The organism is Streptomyces sp. NPDC020422 (assembly GCF_044386705.1).
In the GTDB taxonomy this organism is placed as follows: Bacteria; Actinomycetota; Actinomycetes; order Streptomycetales; family Streptomycetaceae; genus Streptomyces.
Window position 1 is genome coordinate 205,843 of record NZ_JBIRVJ010000011.1, and the last position, 22,044, is coordinate 227,886.

Here is a 22,044-nt window from a genome sequence, read left to right on the forward strand (position 1 = left end):
CCCTCACCGCGGGCCCGGTCTCGGGCCCGCGCGGCCCCGCGCCGGGTCGGGCGGCCGGTCGCGCTCCCGCACCGCGAGGCGGCGCAGCATCCCGCTCACCCGGTCGCCGGCCTCGTCGGCGGCGTCGATCGCCTCGATGCACTGCCAGTAGAGCCCGTCCTCGTCCGTGTCGCAGGCCACCCCGACCAGGGCGATTCCCACCTCGCCGAGAAGCGCGCCGAGTGCGGTCAACGCGGTCCGCGGATCGCCCACTTCGGTCAGCTGCGCGGCCCTCGGCCCCCCGTTCCGCAGTGCCGGGTGCTCCATCGGGCCGCGGCCGCAGCCGATCTCGCTCAGTCCCCGCGCCTCGCTCCGCAGCTCCAGCGGTCCGCAGAGCACGAGATGACTCCCTATCGCCTGGGCGAGGGCCTGGGCCTGCCAGGCCTCCGCCACGATGTCCAGCGCCGTGCGGCTCTCGGCCAGCGCATGCCGACCGGTAGCGATGAGTCGCTCCGCTTCCATCAACGCCGCCCCCGTTCTTATGACTTACTGCCCACTCATTCATTACCCAGCGTGAGACCGCCTGAGCACAAACACCAGGGGAATTCGGAAATCTGTGGACAGGAAGCGCCACGGGGAGAACTCGATCACTCCGAAGAGTGACGATGAGTGTCGTTCTCGCTCCCTCCGGCGGCCTCCTCCTCGGGCCGGTGGCCCCGCGCCGGGAAGCGGAGCTCGTTCCGGTCGATCTTCGCCGCGAGCGCGGCGAGCGGATCGATCCCGAGCACGGTGCAGAACTGGAGGAGATAGGCGAGGACGTCGGCCACCTCGTCGCCGACCCGGTGCGCGGTCTGGGGGTCCGCCATCACCCGGTCCGCCTCCTCGGGCGTCAACCACTGGAAGATCTCCAGGAGTTCGGCCGCCTCGACGCTCAGCGCCGCCGCCAGGTTCTTGGGCGTGTGGTAGGGCTGCCACTGGCGGGCGGCGGCGAAGTCGGCGAGGCGGCGCTGCAGGCCTGCTACATCAAGTTCGGTCACGGCCTCAGGTCTACCACCGTCACGCCGGGCGGCCACCCGGAGCCCGTCCCGGCCGGGCCGGCCGGGCCGCCCTCCCCCACCGTCCCGACCAGCCTGAGGTGCCCGTTGGCGCAGATCCCGGCGGCCAGGGAGACCAGCTCGCGCAGCTGCCGTCCGTCGAGACCGCGGTCGAGGCCGTCGGCGAGGACGGTGAGCGCCCGCATCGCCTCGGGCACCTCCGCGAGGGGATCCACGGCGAGCACGCCCGGGCCGGTGAGCAGGACCAGCGCGAGGGCCAGATAGCGCAGTTCGCCCTCGCCGAGCCGGCCCAGCGGCGTCGCGGGCCGCGTCCCGCGCTCCAGCACGGCCTGCACCATGCCCTCCGCCGACTCGCGCAGGGCCAGCGCCGTCACCGGGCCGGCGCAGCCGGCGCCCGCCATCGCCGCGAGCCGGGCGTGGCGGCGCGGGCACTCGGTGGCGGTGCGGTGCAGCACCTCGGCCAGGTTGCGGCAGTCGCGCCGCAGCCGTCCCTCGCCGACCGGGACCGGAGCCCGCATCCCGGCAGGCCTCGGGTCGCACGCGAAGACCGAACGCAGCCCGACCACCACCTGCTCGGCCGCCGCCAGGACTTCCAACTGCCCCTGGGTCTTGCCCGCGACGCGCAGCGGCAGCAGGGCGGTGCCGAGGAGGTCGTCGGGGAAGGGCGCCCGGGTGACGGGGGTGCTGCCCGCGGTGTGCCACTCGGCCTGCACGGTGCTGCGCTCCGGATCCCGCAGGGCCGTGGCCAGGAGCGTACGCCCGCGCGAGGTCAGCCGTTCGCCGACGATCCGCAGCCGCGGCTCGGCCTGGACGGCGACGTCGAGGTGGACGGGGCCCGCCGGGCCCTCCACGGTGCAGCCGATGCGGAACCCGCGCCGCCCCTGCGCGTCGGGCCGTGCCCGCTCGGGCACCAGGTCGGCGGCGTCGGGCAGCGCCTCGGCGAGTCCGGCCCCCGCACCGAGCCGGGCGAGCGCCTCGTACGCGCGCAGCGCGGTGGACTTGCCGCTGCCGCTCGGCCCCCGCAGCAGCGTGACGGGCCCCAGCGGCAGCACGACGGCCCGGTGCACCGCGAAGGCCGACAAGCGCAGCTCGGTGACGACGGGCCGGTGCTGCGCCCGGGCGCCCTCCTCGGGCGCGGACGGGGCGGGGCCGTGCGCGCGGAGGCGCCCCTGAGCGGGGACGCTCCGCACGGCTGCATCGGGGACGGAGGCGTCGCGTGCCGGGGCATCGCGGACGGAGGCGTCCCGTACCGAGGCGTCCCGTACCGAGGCATCGCGGACGGAGGCGTGCGGGCGATCTGACGTGCGGTCGGGCGCGGTGCCGCCGGTGGTGGTCATGATCGGACCGTACGCAGCCGCCCGCGTGAGGAACCGTTACGGCTGAATGACCTTCCTACGAACGGGGGACCGCGGCCCCGGCCTCGTCGACGTCCTCCGCCGCCTCCTCGGCGCCCTCGACCTCGGTACCGGCCGGCGCCAGCAGGAAGACGTTGCGGTCGACGCGGTGCATCCCGCTGCCGAGGCCGAAGACGACGCCGCTGCTGAAGTCGAGGATGCGCTTGGCGACCTCGGTGTCGGCACTCGTCAGGTCGAGGAGGACCGGGATCTGGGCGATGAGGTACTCGGCGACCTCGCGGGCGTCGGCGAAGACCTGGACCCGCAGCACGACCATGCGGCGCTGCTCGACCGCCCCGTACTGCTCGGGAATCGTGTGGTGGTCGACCCTGGACGGCCATTCGTCACGACCGCGCAGGGGCACGACCTGCGCCAGGCCCTCCCACTGCTCGTCGGTGACGTCGTACCTCTCGTACCTACTCATGCACCCATCCTCCCGTTCCTCACCCGTTCGGCCCAACAGCGACACGAGCGGACTCGGCTCGCCCCGCGCCGGGCTCCTCACACAAGATCACCCCGCGGTGCGCCGTGTCACTTCGGGCGGGCCGTGCGCCGCTTCAGGCCACACCCCGCGCGCCTTCTCGCCGATCTCGCGGACGGGCCAGGCGGTACGTGGCGTTCCGTCACCATCTCGACGGGATCGTTTGGTTGCCATCGTCCGGCAGACCGGGGTATGAGAGCTCCCACGAGAAAAAAATTCTCCAGAGACTGTTATCTTCCGTGACCGATCGACTCCGGAGGGGCACCGTGCCGAAGCAGGAGAGAGCGGTGAGGACGCAGGAGCGGTTCCTGGACGCGTCGGCGGAGGAGTTCGCCCGGCACGGCTACGCGGGGGCCAATCTGCAGCGGATCGCCGCCCAGGCGGGGATGACCAAGGGCGCGCTGTACGGGCACTTCGCGTCGAAGGACGCCCTCGCGGCCGTCTTCACCTCGGCCTTCGACGCCGGGTGGCGCGAGCTGTTCGGGAAGGTCGGCGACGGCGATGCGCCGATCGACGTCCTGCACCGCGTCACGGTCGGCTTCGTCCACCGGATGCACGCCGACCTGCGCTTCCGCGCCGGGCTGCGGCTCGTGTACGAGGAGGCCTCCGCGCGCGACACCGCCCCGCAGGCCGTGAAGGACCTGACGGCCGAACTGACCCGGCTCGTCGCGGACGCGCAGGAGCGCGCCGAACTGGCCTCGACCCACAGCCCCGAGGTCATCGGCTCGATGTTCCTCTCGCTGATGTTCGGCATGTACTACACCGCGCCGACCGACGACCCCTCCGCCCACAGCACGCGCCAGGTATGTCAGGTCTGGCGCTTGCTGGAGTCCGGAGACACGGCGGCGTAGGCCGGCCACCGGCGAATTCGGGCCGCGTCGCGAGCGCGGTCCCGGGGTCCGGCGGCCGGGCTCCGGGGCAGCCGTGCTGCCCACGGCGTGGGGCGGCATGCGGCCGGGCACGGCGCCGGGAACGGGCTCCTCGACCGCCGCTCCGGGACGGCTTCTCTCCATACGGGAGACGCCCCCGACAGGGGCCTCCCCACGAGGGCCGCGCGCCCTTCGGATTTCGGCCACCCTCCCGTACGATTCCTTCCCGGCCGTACGAAACGGGGATCAGCGGCTGTGGAAATGGACGGTCATGGCCAACTCGGGCGACATCTTCAGCGTTTCGACTCCCACCGTCACCAAGGAGCTGAAGCAGGAGCGGGCGGTACGGACACGGGAGCGGGTCCTCGCCTCCGCCGCCGCGGCCTTCGCGGCGAAGGGGTATCCCGCGGTCACCATCCTGGACGTGGCGCAGTCGGCCGGGATGACCAAGGGCGCGGTCTACTTCCACTACGAGAACAAGGACGCCCTCGCCGTCGCGGTGACCGAGCTCTTCAACCGGCGCATCGGCGAGATCGCCCGTGCCGTCGAGGAACTGGGCCTCCCGCCGGTCAGCGCCGTCGCGGAACTCCTCATCCGCACGGCCGTGGCCTTCCGCGACGAGACCGCGCTCCAGGCCGGGGCCCGGCTCCAACTGGAACGGCAGCTCATCGGCGCCCAGATCCCGCTGCCCTACGAGGGCTACACCGACCTCATCACCTCCTGGCTCGCCAAGGAGGCCTCGACACCCGGCGGGACGGAGGACCGGGGCGCCGACGAGGGGCCGACGGCGCTCTCCTCGCCCACCACGCTCGCCACGGTCCTCGTCTCCGCCTTCTTCGGGGCGCAGCACATCTCCTGGGTGCTCAACAACCGGGCCGACCTGGCGGAACGCACGATCGCGGTGGTGCGCACGATCATTCCGTGCGCGGAGGAGGACATCGAACTCTGTCCGTCCGCCCCGCGCGGCTGACGCTAGGGCAGGGCGGCGGGGGCGGACTGGCGGGCGGTCAGGCGGGCGGGCGGACCGGCCGGGTGGCGGACTGCCGGGAGGACAGGCGGGCCCCTGTTCCAGCTCCCGTTCCTGTTCTCGCTCCCGTTCCCTCCTCCGCATCGCCCGGCAGCGGATCGGCGTCCCCGTGTACCGCGCTGACGGCCTCGCACGGGGTGAGCTCCGCGCCCCGCCCGAACGCCTCCGCGTACCCGGCCTCGCCCAGCGCCGCCCTGGCCGCGCTCGCGATGCGGTCCACGTCGCCCCGCTCGGCAGGCGGCAGCGGTGCCCCCACGCCCCGGCGCGCCGCGTCCGCCGCGCCGAGCAGCAGGGCTGCCGAGGTGGCGGAGGCGGTCGAGGCCCCGCCGCCGTTCCCGTCGCGGAGCAGCGCCGCGCCCGCGAGGCCCTCGAGGGAGAGGGCGAGGGCGCGCGGTTCGTCGAGCGCGCGGGCGACGGCCCAGCCGCGCAGGTGGTGGGTGGCGGCCCCGGCCGCGTCACCGCGGAGTTCGGCGAGGAAGCCGAACTCGGCGAGGAGCAGATGGTCGCCCGCCTCCGAGGACACCTCGGCGTAGCCGTCCCGGATGCGCAGCAGGTGCCTCTCGGCGGCGTCGAGGTCGCCGGAGCGGCGCGCCCCGAGCGCGAGGCCCATCTCGGAGTGGATCTCGCCGTACTTGTAGCCCTGTTCGGCGGCGATCCGGCGGGCCTGCTCGTGCAGGTCGCGGCCGCGCTCCCAGTCGTGGGCCAGCAGGGCGAGCCTGCCGAGCCCGGACAGCCGGGCCGACACCTCCGCCTCCAGGCCCAACTCACGTGCGATGTCCAGCCCTTCACGCTGGCGGCGGGCGGCGGCGGCGTAGTCGCCCTTGATCTCGGCGAGCGCGGCAAGCGGTGACACGGTCTGCAACTCGCCCCACCGGTCGCCGAGTTCGCGGAAGAGCGCGGCGCTGCGCAGGCCGTCGCGGCCGAGCCCGGCGAGGTCGCCGCTGACCAGGGCGAGCGTGGCGCGCAGCCCGAGCGCGGCGGCGGTGCCCCACGGTTCGCCCGCCGTGTCGAAGAGGCTCAGCGCCCGGGTGTTCAGGGCCGCGCTCTCGACCGGGTCGCCCACGCTGAACAGGCCGTACGCGCAGAGCCACAGCGCGCGGGCCCGGCGGGCCGGGTCGGGCACGCCGTCGGCGGTGGCGACGGTGTCGGCGAGTGCGCACGCCTCGGCGTGGTCGCCGGTGAGCAGTGCGAAGGCGCTGTGGAGGAGCGCGAGTTCGGGGGCCGGTCCCCGGGTCGCGGCGAGGGCGGCGGACAGACTGCGCCGCCCCTCGGCGAGCCGGCCGCGCAGCAGCCACCACCAGGCCAGGGCGGTCGCGAGCCGGACGGCGGCGTCGGCGGGCTCGTGCGCGGTGCGCGACAGGGTGGCGGAGACGGCGGCGGGCTCGTGCGCGGTGCGCGACAGGACGGCAGGGACGGCGTCGGCGGGCTCGTGCGCGGTCCGCCGTACGGCCTCGTCCAGCGCCGCGCGCAGGTTGCCCGCCTCCGCGTCGAGCCGGACGAGCCAGGTGCGCTGCCCCGCGCCGCGCAGGTGGGGCTCGGCGCGTTCGGCGAGCGCGAGGTAGTGGCGGAGGTGGCGGTCGCGTACGGCGGCCAGGTCGGCCATCTCGTGCAGCCGCTCGGTCGCGTACGCGGCGACGGACTCCAGCAGGCGGTAGCGCCGCCCGGCGGGCCCGTCCACGACGACCACGAGGGAGCGGTCCACCAGTCGCGTCACCAGGTCCGGCACCTCGTCGGCCGTCACGCCGTCGCCCGCGCAGGTCGCCTCGGCCGCGTCCAGGTCGCAGCCGTCACTGTGCACGGCGAGGCGGCGCAGCACGATGCGTTCGGGTGCGCTGAGCAGCTCCCAGCTCCAGTCGATGACGGCCCGCAGGGTCTGCTGGCGGGCGGGCGCGCCGCGCTGCCGGGAGTTGAGGACCCGGAAGCGGTCGCCGAGCCGCGCCGCCAACTCCCTTACCCCCAGAGCTCGTACGCGGGTGGCGGCGAGTTCGAGGGCGAGCGGGATGCCGTCCAGGCGGCGGCAGATCTCGGCGACGGCCTCGCGGTCGTCGGGGGCGATGTCGGCCGGGTCGCGCGGGAAGCCGGGGTCGCGCGCGGCGACCCGCTCGCCGAAGAGGCGCACGGCGTCCTCCGTCCCCAGCGGCTCCACCGGGAACACCGCCTCCCCGGCGAGCCCCAGCGGCTCCTGGCTCGTGGCGAGGACCCGCAGGCCGGGCGCGGTCCGCAGCAGCAGTTCGGCGAGCTCCACCGCCGCGTCCACCACGTGTTCGCAGTTGTCCAGGACCAGGAGGGCGCGGCGGTCGCGCAGGGCCGCCGCGAGCCGGTGCGCGGGCGAGGGCGCGCCCGCCGCCCCGGCGCCCGTACCGGGCAGCGCCGCCGGGGCGTCGTCCCGGATGCCGAGGGTGGCGGCGACCACCTGAGCGAGGTCGGCGGCGGTGCCGCCGCGTACGCCCGCGAACTCCACGAGCCATACGCCGTCCGGGAGTTCGGCCTGGTCCGGCTGTCGCTCGGCCTCCGCCGTCGCCGCGGCCACGGCGAGCCGGGTCTTGCCCACTCCCCCGGCACCGGTGAGCGTGACGAGCCGGGTGCCGCGCAGCAGCCCGGTGACCTGGGCGACGGCCTCCGCGCGGCCGACGAGGTGGGTCAGCGGCACGGGGAGGTTGGACGGGGTGGCGGCGGACCCGGTCGGGGAGTGCCGGGGCGCCCCCGGCGGGGACTGCGCGGGCGACGGGGGTTGATCGGGCGACGGCGGTTGCGGGGACGACAGGGGCTGTGGGGACGACAACGGTGCGGGCGCGGGTGCGGGCGCGGCGGGCGGGGCGGGTGACGGCTCCGGGAAGGGCGCGGGGAGAGGGGCCGCCGCACCCGCGGAATCGGTTCCGCTCGTCGTCTCGCCCTGCTTCCGCAGCAGCGGCGCCGCGGGCGCGCCCTCCCCCAGGCGCGGGTCCTGGCGCAGTACGGCCTGGTGGAGGGCGGTCAGGGCGGGGCCCGGGTCGACACCCAGGTCATCGGCGAGGCGGGAGCGCAGGTCCTCGTAGGTGGCGAGGGCGTCGCTCTGGCGGCCGGCGAGGTAGAGCGCCCGCATCTGGACCGCGCGCAGGCGCTCCCGGAGCGGGTGCTGGTCGACGAGGGCGGCGAGTTCGCCCGCGAGCAGCAGATGGTCGCCCGCGAGGAGGCGCGCCTCGGCCTGTTCCTCCAGCACGGACAGGCGCTGTTCGGCGAGGCGCTGGGCCGCTCCTCGTACGAACTCCTCGTCGGCGAAGTCGGCGAACGCGGGGCCCCGCCACAGGTCGAGGGCGTCGGTGAGGAGCGCCGCGCGTTCGCGCGGGTCGCGTACGGCGCGGGCCTCGGCGACCAGCGCGCGGAAGCGGTCCGCGTCCACCTCGTGGACCGCCCGGTCGAGCCGGAGCCGGTAGCCGGGGGCCTGGTGGACCACGCGGTCGCGGCCGATCACCCGGCGGAGCTGGGAGACCTTGGCCTGGAGGGCGCCCGCGGGCTTGCCGGGCGGTTCGTCGCCCCACAGGTCCTGCACGAGGCGGTCGACGGAGACGGGGTCGCCTTCGTGGGCGAGCAGGTCCGCGAGCAGGGCCCGCACCTTGACCTCGGGGACCCTGACCGCCGCGCCCTCGTCGTCCCACACCACGAGCGGTCCCAGTACCCCAAAGCGCATGTCGGCCACCGTACCCCGCGGGCGCCGCCCCGCACCGCCCCGTATCGCCCCGCCGCATGCCGTCCCGGCCCCGGCGACACCCACCCGCGTGCCCACGTCAGCGGACCGTCAGCGCTTCCGAAGCGTCCCCGAAGCGGCCGCGCGCACAGTCGCCGAAGACGCATCGGCGGACGGCGGAAGGGAGCGGCGGTCATGACCAGGTACGCGGGCAGGAGGGCCGTGGTCGTCGGCCAGGACACCGGAATCGGCCTGGCCATCGCCAAGCGGCTCGTGGAGGGCGGGGCGCAGGTCCTGCTGACCGCGCGTACCGCGGCGGAGCGCGCCCACGCCCGGGCCGAACTGGGCTCCGCCGCCCGTGTCGCCGAGAGCCCCGACGACTCCTGCGCCGCCTCGGCCGCGGGCCCCGACGCCCCGGACGGCCCGGAGGACCAGGACGGCCCGGACCTGCTCTTCGCGGACGCCGTCGCCACCGCCCGCCCCCTGTTGGCGCGGCTCAAGGACGGTGGCGCGGTGGTGCTCACCGCGCCCGCCCCGTCCTCGGCGGCCGTACGGCAGCTCGCCGCCGAGCTGGCTCCCCGCGGCATCCGGGTCAACGCGGTGGCACCCGGCTGTATCGAGGCGGCGCCGGCCGTCGCCTCGCCGCTGCCGCCGCTCGGCCGCCTCGGCTCCGCCGAGGAGGTCGCCCGCGCCGCGCTCTTCCTCGCCACGGACGCCACCTTCACGACCGGCGCCCAGCTCCCCGTCGACGGGGGCCTCGGCCCTTCGTAGGCGCCGCCGAGTCCGTCAGGTCCGCGGGCCCCGGCCCCGGCCCCCGTCATCCGCCTTCCTCCCAGTCCCCTCAGCCCCGCTGCCCATCGGTCCACGCAGGCCCCGCCGCCCGTCAGTCCCGCTGCCCCTCAGGCCCCGGCCTCCATTCGGCCCCAGTCCCCCAGTCCCCTGACCCCAGTCCCCTGTCCCCCAGCCCCCGCACCCCACCCGATCCTCCGGAGCACTCCAGATGAGCACCTCACCCGACACCACCACCGCTCCCGCCTCGCCACCGGCGGCGGGCGAGGGCGACGGACCGCAGAAGCTTCCGCTCTTCGCCCTGCTCGCCCTGGCCACCGCCGTCTTCATCACCAGCCTCACCGAGACGCTGCCGGCCGGCCTGCTGCCCGCGATGAGCAAGGACCTCGCCGTCAGCGAGTCGGCGACCGGCCAGACCGTCACCATCTACGCGCTCGGCACCGCCCTGACCGCGATCCCGCTCACCGCCGCCACCGCGCGCTGGCGGCGCAAGCGGCTGCTGCTCACCGCCATGGCAGGCTTCGCCGTGGCGAACACGGTCACGGCCGTGTCGTCGATCTACGGCCTGACGATGGTCGCGCGGTTCGTCGCGGGAGTCGCCGCGGGTCTCGCCTGGGCCCTGCTCGCCGGGTACGCGCGGCGGATGTCGCCGGTGCACCTCCAGGGCAAGGCCATCGCCATCGCCATGGCGGGCATCCCCGTCGCGCTCTCGCTCGGCGTCCCCGCCGGCACCTTCATCGGCTCCCAACTGGGCTGGCGCGTGGCCTTCTTCGCCATGACCGGCCTCACCGTCCTGCTGCTGCTCTGGATCTCCGCCGCCGTGCCGGACTACCCCGGCCAGGAGGCGGGCGAGAAGCCCAAGATGCTGCGGGCCCTGAAGGTTCCGGGGGTCAGCCCCGTCCTGTTCGTGACGCTGGTCTTCGTCCTGGCGCACACCATCCTGTACGCGTACATCGCCACGTTCCTCGACGACGTGGGCCTGGGCGGCAGCACCGACCTCGTGCTGCTCGTCTTCGGCGCCGCCTCGCTCGCCAGCATCTGGATCGTCGGCGCGCAGATCCACCACCGGCTGCGCGCCCTCACGGTCGCCAGCACCCTGCTCGTCGCCGTCGCCGCCGCGCTCCTCGCCGTGCTCGCCGACAACACGGCCCTGGTCTACGTCGCCGCGGCCCTGTGGGGACTCGGCTGGGGCGGTGTGCCGACCCTGCTGCAGACGGCGGTGGCCGACGCGGGCGGCGAACAGGCCGACTCCGCCCAGGCGATGCTCGTCACCCTGTGGAACGTGGCGATGGCCGGCGGCGGCATCATCGGCGGCGTCCTGCTCGACGCGATCGGCAGCGACTCCTTCCCCTGGACGGTGCTGCTGCTCCTGGCGCCCGTGCTCGTGGTGGTCCTGGCCGCCCGTGCCCACGGCTTCCCCGCCAAGCGCCCCACCGCCTGACTCCGCCCAGCAGGGCCCGCACCCGGACCCGCACCCGGACCCGGGTGCGGCCGCCCGGCGGGAACGAGGAAGGGCGAGTCCCGGGTCCGGGGCGGACACCCACCCGATCCGGCCACGGCCCCACCCCGAACGGCCGCCGAAGGCGCACCATCCCCCGAGCCTTCGGCGGCCTTCCCGATCCCCCGTCGCCCACCCGACACCCACCCGACACCCCCTCCACTCCCGTCGCCCCCGTCCCCCTCCCCCTGCCTCCTGCCGCTCCCCTGATGCCCGACAGCCGATTGTTCATGTGCTGTTGACACATGCGTCCGCGCCCCCGTCCGCCCTCGCCGAAGCGCCCCGCACCCGCACCCGCGTGACCAGCGGACGGAGGCCCGGAGGGGGCGTTTCACGCCGTTCTCCGGCACCCGGCCGCGCACCGTCGCGCAGCGCCGGGAGGCGGCCTCGCACACCCCTCTCCAGAGGGCGTTTTCGCAGGTCAGAGGGCGAATGAGCAAAGTCGCCGACCATCTCGTGAAATTTTCCTTCGAGACGGTATTTTTGAGCTTCGTACGGAGCGCAGGGCACCGACTCGGGTGCGAGCGAGGGAAGTACGAGGGGGCGTAGCGTCACATGTCGGCAAGCACGTCAGTCACGGCACGGGCGACCGCGGGCGACGAGGACTCGCACCTGCAGACGTTCTTCGAGGAGGTCTTCAGACCGCTCCACAGAGCCGAACAGCGCCGCTGGGCCCGGGCCTACCTACGGGGCCTGATCCATGTCTCCGGCCGGAAGACACCCCGGAGCATGGCCCGCACCGAGCGGTTACCACCCGCCGCGGCGCACAGCCTGCACCAGTTCATCAACACCAGCACATGGGACTGGGAGCCGGTGCGCCGCCGGCTCGCCCTGCGGGTCGCCGCGGGCGCCGCACCGTACGCCTGGACCGCCACGGAGCTCCTGATCCCCAAGCGCGGCGAGCACTCGGTCGGGGTGCGCAGACGGACCGACGCGGCCACCGGACGGACCGTCAACTCCCAGCGGGCCGTGGGGCTCTTCCTCGTCACGGACACCCACTGCTTCCCGGTCGACTGGAGCCTCGTGCTCGACGGACCGTGGGAGTACGACCCGGAGCGCCGGCTCCGCGCGCGGATCCCGGACGAGGAGACCGCGCGCTCGGTCGGCACCTGTGTGCTCGACTACGCGGCGGGCGTCGCCGCCCGGACCAGGCTGCCCCGGCTGCCCTGGGTGCTCGACCTCACCCACAGCGAGGACGCGAGCGGGGTGCTCGCCGGTCTGGCCCGGCACCGCGCGGACATCCTGTGCGAGGTGGACCCGGGTCAGGTCGTCCTCGGCGGGCGCCGCACCCCGACCGTCACCACCGTCGGCATGCTGATGGACGAACGCAACGCCCGGCAGCCGTATCTGATGGCGACCCGCCACACCACCGACGCCCGCTTCCGGGGCAGTGCGCGGGCCCCGCTCTACACCTACGCCGGTACGGTCCGGCTTCCGCTGCGCACGGTCGGGGCCGACGGCGGTCCGGGCGGCTACCGGCTGTTGGAGCTTCCCGACCCGGACGGGGTGCGGCCGGCGCGCTACTGGATCACCAGCCTCGCCGACCGGCGGGTGGAGCGGATCCTGGCGCTGATGCGCAGCCGCGCCACGGTCCGGTCGACCGTCACCACTTTGCAGGAACGGTTCGGCGTACTGGATTTCGAGGGCCGGTCCTACCCCGGCTGGCACCACCACATGACGATGACCTCCGCCGCCTACGCGTACCAGTACCTGCGCAGGCGCGGCAGCGTCCCCGCCCAGCCGTCCCGCAGCCCCACCCCGGTGCCGGCCCGGGCCGCGGGCTGACGAGAAGGGTCCGGGCCGATGAGAAACGTACTCGTGGTGGAGCGGGAAGCCTCCTCCGCCGCATCGTTGGTGCGCGATCTGCGCCGGCAGGGCTTCGCCGCCCGCAGCGTGGACAGCGGGGCGCACGCCCTGCGCACCTACCGCGAGGCGGACCTGGTGCTGCTCTCGCTGGAACTGCCCGATGTCGACGGCATCGAGGTCTGCCGCAACCTGCGCGCCGAAAGCGATGTCCCGCTGATCGCCTTCACCCGCCGCGACGACGAATTGGAGCGGGTGCTCGCACTGAAAGCGGGTGCGGACGACTGTGTCGCGCAGACCTGGGGTTTCCGTGAGATCGCGGCGCGGGTCGAGGCCGTTCTGCGGAGGGCCAGGCGTCCGGTTTCCGCGGCGCCGCAGGTGATTTCCCTCGGCCCTCTGCACATCGATTCCCGGGCGCGGGAAGTACGCCTCAGGGGGCGTCTCATCGAGGTGACATCGAAGGAATTCGAGCTTCTTCATCTGCTCGCCTCGCATTCCGAGAGCGTCATCTCCCGGAAGGAACTGATGGCGAAGGTCTGGGGCAGCGAATGGGCCGCCGGCAGCCGGACCATCGACACCCATGTGAGCACGCTGCGCGCCAAGCTCGGCTGCAGCCGCTGGATCCTCACGGTCCGCGGGGTGGGCTACCGGATGGGGCACTACCCGGCGTTCGCGCGCGTCCCGGAGACGTCGGCGGGCTGAGGCCCCGGCCCCCGCGCCGGGGCCCGCCCGCCGCGGCCGGCTCCTCAGCGGACCCCCGCCGCCGCCACCTGCGCGTCCAGTCGCCGCACCAGCGGGTGCACCGCCGCGGCCTGCCCGAGCCCCTCGGCTCCGGCTGCCCCGGCGTCCCCGGCGGTGGCCCCGGCAGGTCCGCCCGTGGCCCGCCACGCCCACCACGCGGAGGCCAGGTTCGAGGAGAGCAGCGGCCGGCCGGCGGTGTCCCGGCGGGCGGCGAGCTCCGTCAGGGCGGCCAGCGTGCCCATCCCCGTACCGGTGAAGAGCAGCGCGGAGCGCTCGGGCAGCGGGTGTTCCCGCAGGTGGGCCCGTACGCGCTCGCCTATCCGCTCGGTGGTCACCTGGTAGGGGTCGAAGTGGTCGGCGCCGTCGGCGGTACGGCCCGCCGGTACGAGGACGACGCCGTCGACCGTGAGTCCGGCGCGCTCCCAGAAGGCCCGCGAAACCTCGGTGAGCCACGGCTGGTACGGGGAGACGAGGGTCAGCCGGTGCACGCCGAGCGCCTCGCACGCGGCCAGGATCGCCTGCGTCGAGGACCGTACGGGAAAGCCGGCGTGCTCCGAGAGCTCCTCGCACAGGGCGAGGTCCCCGTCGGGGTCGAGCAGGTAGTGCGAGGCGCTGCACGCCACCACGGCGGCGTCCAGGCGCATGCCGCCGAAGCCCGCGAGGGTGTCGGGCAGCACCCGGTTGTAGGTCTCCAGCATCTCCTTGAGCTCCACGCCCGGCGTGACGGGGAAGCGGGACGTGTACACGTGCGTTCCGGCGCCGACGAGCCGGTTGAACTCCGGTTCCGCCGTCGGGTTCTCCGGCGGGACGACGACGCCGAGTCGGGGCAGCGAGAAAAGGTCCATGGGCGCACATTAGGGCGCGGGCGGCGGGCCCGGCAGCGGAAGCGGGACGAAAAGACACGCCGCTCACCTCGGCCTTGCACGTCCTTTCGTTCTTGACACTGCTTGACATTCCCCCACAGAGCCCTGACCCGAATCCCCTTGTTTCTTACATGTATTCGCTGGAGTGTGGTGATCACAGGATCCCGAGAAGGAGTGAGGAAATGGCAGCAGTCGAAAGGCTGGAGACCCCTCCCCGCATATCCGACGCGACGCTGCGGGATTCGGCGCACATGGCGGGCGTCGAGTTCGGCCCCGAGGACGCCGCGGCCATCGCCGGACTGCTGGTGCGGACCGGCGTCGAGCTGGTCGAGGTGGGGATGGTGTCGGGGCCCGGCTCGAAGGACGCCGACCTGGTCCTCGCCACCCACGAGGCCGTCACCCCCGAGCGGAGCATGACGCTCGTGGTGGTGCGGGACCGCCAGCAGGTCGCGAGGGCCCTCGACGAGGCCGAGCGGCTCGGCGTCCGCCACATCATGTACTCGATCCCGACCTCCGAGCAGCACGCCCGCCTCAAGCTGGGCTCGCCCAGTGCCAAGTTCCTGCAGACGCTGGCCCGTTCCGCGATCACCCAGGCCAAGGAGCGCGGCTTCCACGTCACCTTCAGCGGCGAGGACGGTGCCCGCACCCCGCGGGAGCGGCTCGTCCCCTATGTCGAGGCGGGCTTCGCGGCGGGCGCCGACCGGTTCCGGCTCGCCGAGACCGTCGCGTACCTCTCGCCCTGGCAGATGGAGGAGGTGATCGGCGACCTCACCGCCATCGACGGCTCGGAGATCGAGATCCACTCCCACAACATGCTGGGCATGGCCGTCGCCAACTCGCTGGCCGCCGTCCGGGCGGGCGCCCAGTGGATCTCCGCGACCGTCGGCGGGATCGGCGAGCGCGGCGGCAACGCCCCGCTGGCCGAACTGCTCACCTCGCTGCGGGTGATCCACGGCGACACCCGCTTCGACCTGACCCATCTCACCGAGCTGTCCCGCATCGCGCTCAAGGGCGCGGGCCTCGGCGAGGCCTTCCAGTCCGGGCCGACGACGTCGCACGCCTTCGCGTACGAGCTCCCCGGGCAGCTCACCCACCCCGAGGCGTACGAGACGCTTCCCGCCGAACTGGTCGGCAACTCGCGCGAGTTGCTGGTCCGCACCCGGCTCACGCCGGCGCTCGTGAAGTGGGCGCTGGACGGTTCGGGCGTCTTCGTCGACGTGGACGCCTTCACCCCCTGGCTCACCGAGCGCCAGGAGCGCACGGGTGCGCCACTGCTCGACCGGGACGCGATCCGCAAGGCGGCGATCGACTTCCAGGCCGCGTGAGCGCCTCCCGTCACCCGTACGCGTCCACCCTGCCTGTCATTCCCCTCGTTCATTCCTCTCCGAAAGGAAGTCATGCCATGCCCACTGCCACCCTCACCGGCGTCTGCCCCGAGTGCGAGACCGATCTGACCGTGCCCCCGATCGGCGAGGGCGAGACCCTGTCCTGCCCCGAGTGCATGCTCACCCTGCGCGTCGAGGCCGTCCAGGACGGCACGCTCACCCTCGAGATGGTCGAGGTGCAGCTGCGCGACTGGGGCCAGTGACATGACCCGGCGCATCGCGATCGTCGCCGACCGGATCAGCTGGGAGGAGCGCAAGCTGATCCAGGCGGGACCCGACTTCGGCCTGGCCGTCGAGTGGGTCAACGACGAGTCCCTCACCCTCGGGCACGAGGACGCCCCCTCCCTCAAGGGCTTCGACGCCCTGTTGGTCCGCAGTCGCAGCTACACCCGCGGCGGCCTCGTCGCCACGCTCGCCGAGGCCGCCGGGGCGCGGGTGATCAACTCCGCGCGGGCGATCCACGTCTGCGAGAACAAGGCGGTGCTGCGGGCCGAGCTGCGCAGGGCCGGGGTGCCCGTGCCCGAGTTCCGGCTCGCGCTCTCTCGCAAGGACTTCGAGCAGGCCATCGACGAGCTGACGCCCCCGCTGGTCCTCAAACCGGTCTTCGGCGGCATGGGCAAGCGGGTGACGCTGATCCGGCACGCCGACCTCGCCCACTCGGTGTACGACTACGTCGAGGACCTCGGCCACGCCTTCGAACAGGCCTGCCTCGTCGAGCCGTACATCGGCGGCGGCACCTCCGTGCGCTGCCTGGTCGTCGGCCACGAGGTGGTCGGCGCCGCCGAGTTCGAGAGCGCGGGCACCGACTGGCGCAACAACGCGGCGCTCGGCAACAGCAGCCGCGCCGTGGCCCACGACCCGGACGTCCTGAAGATCGTCGACGGGGTGGTGGGCGAACTCGGCCCCGGCATCTACGGGGTCGACCTGTTCCGCACGCCCGACGGCTACGTCGTCAACGAGGTCAACCACGCCCCCGGTTTCCGGGCGGTGGCCTCCGCGACCGGCGCGGACATCCCGGCCGCCGTCGGCCGCTACCTCCAGGAGCTGCTCGCATGACACGCACCACCCGTCCGGTCCGCGCGGGCGTCGTCGGCGCCTCGGGGCTCGCCGGCGGCGAACTCATCCGGCTGATCACCCAGCACCCCGATCTCGAACTGGCCTTCCTCGGCGGCTCCTCGAACGTCGGCCGCCGCCCGGCCGAGCTCCACCCCGGTCTCCGGCTCGACCTGGGCGGCCTGACCGTCCGGCGGGTCGACGAGGAGATCGTCGACGAGCTCGCCGAGGCACTGGACGTGGTCTTCCTCGCCACCCCGGCGCCGGTCTCCGCCGAGCTGTCGGCGCTGCTCGCCGACCGGGTCCCGGCGGTCGTCGACCTCAGCGGCGCCTTCCGCATCCGCACGCCCGAACTGCACGACCGCTGGTACCCGAAGGTCAGCCGGCGCACCGACCTCGCCGACCGCTTCGTCTACGGCGTGCCGGAGCTGGTCAAGGACCAGCTGGCGGACGCCGCGCTGATTTCGCTGCCCGGCTGCTACGCGACCGCCATCACCCTCGGCCTCGCCCCGCTCACGCTGGGCCTCGGACTTGACCTGAAGACCGTGGTGGTCGACGGCAAGAGCGGTTCGAGCGGCGGCGGGCTCCAGCTGCGCACGGCGGACCTGCATCCCTTCCGCAGCGGCGCCATCGCCCCGTACGCCCCGACCGGGCACCGGCACGCGGGCGAGGTACGGGACTTCCTGGACCGGAGCAGGCCGGGGTCCATCGGCTCGCTCAGCATGTCGGCGTACGGCGTCTCGCATGTCCGCGGCCTGCTGACCAGCAGCTACGTCTTCACGGACGCGGCCGTCGACCAGCGCGAGCTGCAGCGGGCGTACCTCCGCTTCTACAAGGAGCACCGTTTCGTGCGGGTGCGCCGGCACAACGAGACGCTGATCCCGGTGCCGGACCCGCAGGCGGTGCTGGGCTCCAACTTCTGCGACGTGACCGTGCTCCACGACGAGGAGGACGGCCGGATCGTGGTGCTCGCCGCGCTCGACAACCTCGTCAAGGGGGCCGCGGGGCAGGCAGTGCAGGCGGCGAACCTGCGGTTCGGGCTGCCCGAGGACGCGGGGCTGACCATGCAGCCGGTGATGCCGGCATGAGCGCCACCGCGAAGCCCGCCGCTCCGGGCGGCGCCCCGGCCGTCGTCCCCACCGTCGTCAAGCTCGGCGGCAGCTGCCTCGACGATCTCTCCGGCGCCTGGTGGGACGACCTCGCCGCGTACGGCGCACGGCATCCGCTGGTCCTGGTGCACGGCTGGTCCAAGCCGCTCAAGCGGCTCAGCCCCCGCTACAGCGAGCCGTCCGCGGTGCTGCGCGACCGCTACGGCAACCAGAGCCGCTGGACCACCCCCGAGGTGATCGAGGACATCAAGACGGTCAGCGCCACGCTGGCCGAGGAGGTCTTCGCCCGGCTCTCCGCGCGCGGCATCAGCGCCGAGCGGCTGCTCGGCAGCGAGGGCCTGGTCAGCGCGGGCGAGGGCGAGCGCTGGTGGTGGCGGGACAAGCAGCTCGTCGAGCTGGAGAACCTGGTCGGGCCGATCACCGGGGTGAACCCGGCGCTGCTCAAGGACCTGCGGCCGGGCCACGCCCACCTCGTCACCCCGCTGGCCAGGAACACCGCGGGCCGCGAGGTGAACACCGACGCCGACCGGGCCGCGGCCGCCCTCGCCGGAGCCACCGGCGCGACGGACCTGGTCCTGGTCACGGACGTCGCCCATCTCCTGGTCGACGGCGAGCCGGTGTCCCGGATCGACGCCCAGGCCGCCGCCGCCTTCCGCGACAAGGGGGCCACCGGCGGCATGCGGAAGAAGCTGCGGGCGGCCGGGGAGGCCCTGGACGCGGGGGTGGCGCGGGTCGTCCTCGGCGGCGCCTCCGTCAGCGACCTGCTCGCCGGCCGGACCGGCACCGTCATCACGCGAAGCTGAGGAGCGAAGGCACCATGGCGCAACCCCGGGTACTCGTCGTCAACAACGGGACCCTGTCCCTGAAACAGCTGCGCGCCCGCTTCGAGGAGCTGGGCTCGCAGACCGACGTCGTCGACGCGGCGTCCGTGCCGGCCCGGCTCGACGGCCGCCACCAGGCCATCGTGCTGAGCGGAACGAAGGTACGGGCCTACGACACCGACTACTACCGGCCGCTCATCGACCTCGTGATGGGCAGCGACGTCCCCGTCTACGGCATCTGCGGCGGGATGCAGATCATCGCCGTCGCCAACGGCGGCCGGCTCGCCGAGGGGCCGCAGCGGGTCGGCGGCTACCAGGCGACGGTCGACCCGCAGGAGCCGCTGTTCGCCCACGTCAAGCCCACCGTGACGGTCTTCCACCGGCACACCCTGTACCTCCGGGAGGCGCCGGCGGGCTTCCGGTCCATCGGGCACTCCGAGCACGCGCCGGTGGAGTTCCTCCGCTCGGACGACGGCCGGATCCTCGGCTCGCAGGCGCACGTGGAGTTCCGCCCCGACGGCCTGGAGATCCTGCGCGGCTTCGCCGGGCTCTACCAGTGAGCCCGCACCCGCCTCTTCGGCCCTTTCTTCCTCTCCGTGAAAAAGGATGTGAGCACTCATGAGCGTTGTCGAGAACCCGCAGGAACCCGCCTTCACCGTCCACCTCAACGGCAGCCGCGGCGCGATCAAGGGCTGGGTCGTCGTCGACACCCTCGTCGACGGCCTCGCCATGGGCGGTACGCGGATGACGACCGGGGTCACCGAGGAGGAGGTGGCCGGTCTCGCCCGCGACATGACCGACAAGTTCACCCTGGCCGGGCTGCGCATCGGCGGCGCCAAGGCCGGCATCGTGGCCGACGCGGGCAACTCCGAGGGCGCCGACCGGGAGCGGACCTTCCGCACCTTCGGCCGCACCGTGAAGCCGCTGCTGCACGGCGGCATCCACCTGGGCATCGACATGGGCGTCACCCCCGCCGACCGGGCCGTCTTCTTCGACGAGGCCGGCTACGACCCGCGCTACCGGCTCGGCGCGCCCGACATGCCGATCGACTGGCGCACGTACTACGAGCCGCTGATCGACTGCACCGGGCACGGCGTCGGCGTCGCCGCGCTCACCGCGCTGGAGGCCCGGGGCCGCACCGAGGCCGCCCGGGTCGTGGTGCAGGGCTTCGGCGCGGTCGGCCGGGCGGTGGCGCGCTTCCTCGAGGAGCGCGGGCACATCGTCGTGGGCGTCGCCGACGTGCAGGGAACCATCAGCGCCGACCGGCTCCCCGTCGCCGAACTCGTGGCGATCACGGATGAGTTCGGGCGCATCGACCGTTCCAGGCTCCCGCAGGACGTCACGCTCTCCACGGCGCCGGACGCCTGGCTCGACGTGGACGCGGACCTGCTGATCCTCGCCGCGCAGAAGTACGCGCTCACCGCCGAGAACGCCCACCGCCTGAAGGCCGGCCTGGTCGTGGAGGGCGCGAACCTCGCCTCCACCGCCGCGGCGAAGGAGAAGGTCGCGGCCTCGGGCGGCACGCTGGTGCCGGGCGTGATAGCCAACATCGGCGGCGCGGCCTCGGCGGCCCTCGCCGTCACCCGGGTCGTCCCCTTCGAGCTGGCGGCGGACGCCCGCAAGGCGTGGGTCTTCGACTGGGTCGGCGACCGGGTGCGGCAGAACACCCGGGACCTCCTGGAGATCGCGGACGGCCGCGCGGGCGACCCGCTGCCGGAGCTCCTGGCCACGCGCCGGAAGGAGCTCCTGGGATGACGGCCGCCACGACGGATCCCGCCCCGTCGTCGGGGACGGCGGTGCCGCAAACGGCCGCGTCGGGAGCGCCCGGGCGGGGCGCGCCTGAGCCGGGAGCGGGTGCCGAGTACCGGCGGCGGGGCTGGTGGCGGGACGAGACCTTCCTGGACGACCTGTACCGGCAGGCGCGCGAGCGGCCGCACAAGCTCGCCATCGCCGGCCGCAGGATCGCCGAGTCCCGCACGGACACCCTCGACTTCGCCGAACTCGGCGCACTGACGGACCGCTTCGCGCTCGCCCTCGTCGAACTCGGCGTCGAGCGGGGCGACTTCGTGGCCGTCCAGCTCCCCAACCGCTGGGAGATGGTGCCGCTGATGTTCGCGTGCATGCGGGTCGGCGCCGTCATCTGCCCGATCTCGCCGATCTGTCCCGAGGAGGAGCTGCGCCACCGCTTCGGCCTCACCGGGGCCCGGGTGTGCATCACGCTCCCGGAGTGGTCGGGCACGCCGCTCGCCGACATCGCGACCCGCCTCAAGGACGAACTCCCCACGCTGGAGCACGTGCTGGTCGTGGACGGACCGGTGCCGGACGGTGCGCTCTCCTTCCACGAGCACTTCGTGGCCGCCGCCCGTGAGGAGCGCGCCGAGGCCCTGGAGGGCCGGGCCGCGCTCACGGCCGACGAGCCGTTCGTCGTGCTGTTCACCTCCGGCACCACGGGCGAGTCCAAGGGCGTGCTGCACAGCCAGAACACGGTCCACTCGGCCGTGCGCGGCTACGTCGAGGCCTTCGGGCTCGGTGACGACTGGGTGGCCGCCGTGTCGACCCCGCTCGTCCACTACTCCGGCTTCGCGCAGGGCGTCCTGGCGGGCGTCATGCTCGGCGGGACGGTCGCCTTCCAGGACGTGCGGAAGAACGAGGCGCTGCTCGACCTGGTGGAGCGCTACCGCGCGACCCTGCTGTACGGGCCGCCGGCCACCCTCGCGGACGTGGTGGCCTCGCAGCGCGCCGAGAAGCGCGACACCGGCACGCTGCGGCACGTGGTGATCGGTTCGGCGCCGGTGCTCGCGGAGCTGGCCGACGAGGTCCACGCGGCGCTCGGCGCCCGTACGTACTCGCTGTGGGGAATGTCGGAGAACGGTCCGGTGACGATGACCCGCCCCGCCGACCCCGAGGACTGGGCGGCGCACAGCAACGGGCGCCCCATCGACGCCATGGAGGTCCGCGTCGACGCCGAGGCCGCGGGCGGCGTGGGCCGGCTGCGGGTGCGCGGTGCCTCCCTCGCCCTGGGCTACTACCGGCGCGAGGAGGCGTTCGCGGCGGAGTTCGGCGCGGACGGCTGGTTCGACACCGGCGACCTGGCCCGGGAGGACGGCCGCGGCGGCATCCGCATCATCGGCAGGGCGCGCGACGCGATCGTCCGGGACGGGGTGGTCGCGCCGATGACGGAGCTGGAGGCGGTGATCGGCAGCCACCCGAAGGCGGTCGAGGCCGCGCTCGTGGGTCTGCCGGACGCCACGGACGCCGGGGCCACGGTGATCTGCGCGGTCGTGGTCGTGCCCGAGGGCGCGGGCGCCGAGGCAGGACCGGGCCTCGACGAGGTGCGCGCCCACCTGCTCGCCGCCGGACAGGATCCGCGATTCCTTCCTGACCGGGTGGAACTCCTCCCGGCGCTGCCGAAGACGCTGACCGGCAAGGTCCGGAAGGTGGAGCTGCGGCAGCGGTACGGGCCGCCGCAGCCCTCGTCGGCCGCCCGCTGATGCCCCGCCGCTTCCCCCCGAC

The 22,044-nt window shown here is 74.0% G+C and carries 20 protein-coding genes; 14 read left to right on the forward strand and 6 right to left on the reverse strand.

The window, feature by feature from the left end:
• Positions 1 to 3: 3 nt before the first annotated feature.
• The 4 genes from ACH414_RS28615 to ACH414_RS28630 form a co-directional block, all read right to left on the reverse strand.
• Positions 4 to 501: a DUF6099 family protein gene (locus ACH414_RS28615; RefSeq protein ID WP_382545560.1), complete on the reverse strand. Its 498-nt coding sequence runs from the start codon at positions 499 to 501 to the stop codon at positions 4 to 6.
• 125 nt (positions 502 to 626) lie between these two features.
• Positions 627 to 1,016, reverse strand: a complete 390-nt coding sequence (locus ACH414_RS28620; RefSeq protein WP_398943925.1) for a nucleotide pyrophosphohydrolase — start codon at positions 1,014 to 1,016, stop codon at positions 627 to 629.
• Positions 1,013 to 2,371 (reverse strand): AAA family ATPase, encoded by a 1,359-nt coding sequence (locus tag ACH414_RS28625; RefSeq protein ID WP_382545554.1) that lies wholly within the window; start codon positions 2,369 to 2,371, stop codon positions 1,013 to 1,015. Before ACH414_RS28625 ends, ACH414_RS28620 begins: the two co-directional genes overlap by 4 nt.
• A gap of 55 nt (positions 2,372 to 2,426) precedes the next feature.
• On the reverse strand, positions 2,427 to 2,852 hold the full coding sequence (locus ACH414_RS28630) for a cell division protein SepF (RefSeq protein WP_386567288.1): 426 nt from the start codon (positions 2,850 to 2,852) through the stop codon (positions 2,427 to 2,429).
• A gap of 344 nt (positions 2,853 to 3,196) precedes the next feature.
• On the opposite strand from ACH414_RS28630, the gene ACH414_RS28635 reads away from it, so the two are divergent.
• A complete protein-coding gene (locus ACH414_RS28635) occupies positions 3,197 to 3,760 on the forward strand; it encodes a TetR family transcriptional regulator (RefSeq protein WP_382545548.1) in 564 nt (187 codons plus the stop codon).
• A gap of 289 nt (positions 3,761 to 4,049) precedes the next feature.
• Positions 4,050 to 4,748 (forward strand): ScbR family autoregulator-binding transcription factor, encoded by a 699-nt coding sequence (locus ACH414_RS28640; RefSeq protein ID WP_382545546.1) that lies wholly within the window; start codon positions 4,050 to 4,052, stop codon positions 4,746 to 4,748.
• 37 nt (positions 4,749 to 4,785) lie between these two features.
• On the opposite strand, the gene ACH414_RS28645 is transcribed toward ACH414_RS28640, so the two are convergent.
• The gene (locus ACH414_RS28645) at positions 4,786 to 8,472 is read right to left on the reverse strand and encodes an AfsR/SARP family transcriptional regulator (protein ID WP_398943928.1); all 3,687 of its coding nucleotides are present in this window, start codon (positions 8,470 to 8,472) and stop codon (positions 4,786 to 4,788) included.
• Between the two features lie 192 nt (positions 8,473 to 8,664).
• Between ACH414_RS28645 and ACH414_RS28650 the strand changes: the two genes are divergently transcribed.
• From ACH414_RS28650 to ACH414_RS28665, 4 genes are all read left to right on the forward strand, one after another.
• The gene (locus ACH414_RS28650) at positions 8,665 to 9,240 is read left to right on the forward strand and encodes an SDR family NAD(P)-dependent oxidoreductase (RefSeq protein ID WP_386567283.1); all 576 of its coding nucleotides are present in this window, start codon (positions 8,665 to 8,667) and stop codon (positions 9,238 to 9,240) included.
• Positions 9,241 to 9,469: 229 nt separating this feature from the next.
• Entirely contained in the window at positions 9,470 to 10,699 is a 1,230-nt protein-coding gene (locus tag ACH414_RS28655) for an MFS transporter (protein ID WP_382545538.1), read from the forward strand.
• A 612-nt stretch (positions 10,700 to 11,311) separates the two neighbouring features.
• Positions 11,312 to 12,541 carry a transposase gene (locus ACH414_RS28660; protein ID WP_382545535.1) on the forward strand — a complete coding sequence of 410 codons (1,230 nt, stop codon included), beginning with the start codon at positions 11,312 to 11,314 and terminating at the stop codon, positions 12,539 to 12,541.
• 18 nt (positions 12,542 to 12,559) lie between these two features.
• Complete coding sequence (locus ACH414_RS28665) at positions 12,560 to 13,261, forward strand: response regulator transcription factor (RefSeq protein ID WP_382545532.1); 702 nt, start codon at positions 12,560 to 12,562, stop codon at positions 13,259 to 13,261.
• A 44-nt stretch (positions 13,262 to 13,305) separates the two neighbouring features.
• Here the strand turns inward: ACH414_RS28665 and ACH414_RS28670 are convergent, their stop codons facing one another.
• On the reverse strand, positions 13,306 to 14,145 hold the full coding sequence (locus ACH414_RS28670; protein ID WP_382545529.1) for an arylmalonate decarboxylase: 840 nt from the start codon (positions 14,143 to 14,145) through the stop codon (positions 13,306 to 13,308).
• Between the two features lie 200 nt (positions 14,146 to 14,345).
• Between ACH414_RS28670 and ACH414_RS28675 the strand changes: the two genes are divergently transcribed.
• The 8 genes from ACH414_RS28675 (at position 14,346) to ACH414_RS28710 (ending at position 22,022) form a co-directional block, all read left to right on the forward strand.
• Positions 14,346 to 15,488, forward strand: coding sequence for an isopropylmalate synthase (locus ACH414_RS28675; protein ID WP_382545526.1), 1,143 nt, complete (start codon positions 14,346 to 14,348; stop codon positions 15,486 to 15,488).
• 77 nt (positions 15,489 to 15,565) lie between these two features.
• The gene (locus tag ACH414_RS28680; protein ID WP_046912295.1) at positions 15,566 to 15,751 is read left to right on the forward strand and encodes a lysine biosynthesis protein LysW; all 186 of its coding nucleotides are present in this window, start codon (positions 15,566 to 15,568) and stop codon (positions 15,749 to 15,751) included.
• A gap of 1 nt (position 15,752) precedes the next feature.
• Positions 15,753 to 16,604, forward strand: coding sequence for a RimK family alpha-L-glutamate ligase (locus ACH414_RS28685; RefSeq protein WP_382545522.1), 852 nt, complete (start codon positions 15,753 to 15,755; stop codon positions 16,602 to 16,604).
• Positions 16,601 to 17,689 (forward strand): N-acetyl-gamma-glutamyl-phosphate reductase, encoded by a 1,089-nt coding sequence (gene argC / locus ACH414_RS28690; protein WP_398943932.1) that lies wholly within the window; start codon positions 16,601 to 16,603, stop codon positions 17,687 to 17,689. Before ACH414_RS28685 ends, argC begins: the two co-directional genes overlap by 4 nt.
• Positions 17,686 to 18,513 carry an acetylglutamate kinase gene (locus tag ACH414_RS28695; protein WP_382545516.1) on the forward strand — a complete coding sequence of 276 codons (828 nt, stop codon included), beginning with the start codon at positions 17,686 to 17,688 and terminating at the stop codon, positions 18,511 to 18,513. Before argC ends, ACH414_RS28695 begins: the two co-directional genes overlap by 4 nt.
• 14 nt (positions 18,514 to 18,527) lie before the next feature.
• Positions 18,528 to 19,091: a type 1 glutamine amidotransferase gene (locus ACH414_RS28700; RefSeq protein ID WP_382545514.1), complete on the forward strand. Its 564-nt coding sequence runs from the start codon at positions 18,528 to 18,530 to the stop codon at positions 19,089 to 19,091.
• A gap of 58 nt (positions 19,092 to 19,149) precedes the next feature.
• Positions 19,150 to 20,286, forward strand: a complete 1,137-nt coding sequence (locus tag ACH414_RS28705) for a Glu/Leu/Phe/Val dehydrogenase dimerization domain-containing protein (RefSeq protein ID WP_391770004.1) — start codon at positions 19,150 to 19,152, stop codon at positions 20,284 to 20,286.
• Positions 20,283 to 22,022, forward strand: coding sequence for an AMP-binding protein (locus ACH414_RS28710; protein WP_382545508.1), 1,740 nt, complete (start codon positions 20,283 to 20,285; stop codon positions 22,020 to 22,022). The genes ACH414_RS28705 and ACH414_RS28710 overlap by 4 nt, the downstream gene beginning before the upstream one ends.
• The last annotated feature ends 22 nt before the right edge of the window (positions 22,023 to 22,044 follow it).

Excerpts from the sequence above, each read along its gene's own strand:
- ACH414_RS28615 (WP_382545560.1), bottom strand. The coding sequence starts at position 501 with ATGGAAGCGGAGCGACTCATCGCTACCGGTCGGCATGCGCTGGCCGAG.
- ACH414_RS28625 (WP_382545554.1), bottom strand. The coding sequence starts at position 2,371 with ATGACCACCACCGGCGGCACCGCGCCCGACCGCACGTCAGATCGCCCG.
- ACH414_RS28630 (WP_386567288.1), bottom strand. The coding sequence starts at position 2,852 with ATGAGTAGGTACGAGAGGTACGACGTCACCGACGAGCAGTGGGAGGGC.
- ACH414_RS28640 (WP_382545546.1), top strand. The coding sequence starts at position 4,050 with ATGGCCAACTCGGGCGACATCTTCAGCGTTTCGACTCCCACCGTCACC.
- ACH414_RS28645 (WP_398943928.1), bottom strand. The coding sequence starts at position 8,472 with ATGCGCTTTGGGGTACTGGGACCGCTCGTGGTGTGGGACGACGAGGGC.
- ACH414_RS28650 (WP_386567283.1), top strand. The coding sequence starts at position 8,665 with ATGACCAGGTACGCGGGCAGGAGGGCCGTGGTCGTCGGCCAGGACACC.
- ACH414_RS28655 (WP_382545538.1), top strand. The coding sequence starts at position 9,470 with ATGAGCACCTCACCCGACACCACCACCGCTCCCGCCTCGCCACCGGCG.
- ACH414_RS28660 (WP_382545535.1), top strand. The coding sequence starts at position 11,312 with ATGTCGGCAAGCACGTCAGTCACGGCACGGGCGACCGCGGGCGACGAG.
- ACH414_RS28665 (WP_382545532.1), top strand. The coding sequence starts at position 12,560 with ATGAGAAACGTACTCGTGGTGGAGCGGGAAGCCTCCTCCGCCGCATCG.
- ACH414_RS28670 (WP_382545529.1), bottom strand. The coding sequence starts at position 14,145 with ATGGACCTTTTCTCGCTGCCCCGACTCGGCGTCGTCGTCCCGCCGGAG.
- ACH414_RS28675 (WP_382545526.1), top strand. The coding sequence starts at position 14,346 with ATGGCAGCAGTCGAAAGGCTGGAGACCCCTCCCCGCATATCCGACGCG.
- ACH414_RS28680 (WP_046912295.1), top strand. The coding sequence starts at position 15,566 with ATGCCCACTGCCACCCTCACCGGCGTCTGCCCCGAGTGCGAGACCGAT.
- ACH414_RS28685 (WP_382545522.1), top strand. The coding sequence starts at position 15,753 with ATGACCCGGCGCATCGCGATCGTCGCCGACCGGATCAGCTGGGAGGAG.
- argC (WP_398943932.1), top strand. The coding sequence starts at position 16,601 with ATGACACGCACCACCCGTCCGGTCCGCGCGGGCGTCGTCGGCGCCTCG.
- ACH414_RS28695 (WP_382545516.1), top strand. The coding sequence starts at position 17,686 with ATGAGCGCCACCGCGAAGCCCGCCGCTCCGGGCGGCGCCCCGGCCGTC.
- ACH414_RS28700 (WP_382545514.1), top strand. The coding sequence starts at position 18,528 with ATGGCGCAACCCCGGGTACTCGTCGTCAACAACGGGACCCTGTCCCTG.
- ACH414_RS28705 (WP_391770004.1), top strand. The coding sequence starts at position 19,150 with ATGAGCGTTGTCGAGAACCCGCAGGAACCCGCCTTCACCGTCCACCTC.
- ACH414_RS28710 (WP_382545508.1), top strand. The coding sequence starts at position 20,283 with ATGACGGCCGCCACGACGGATCCCGCCCCGTCGTCGGGGACGGCGGTG.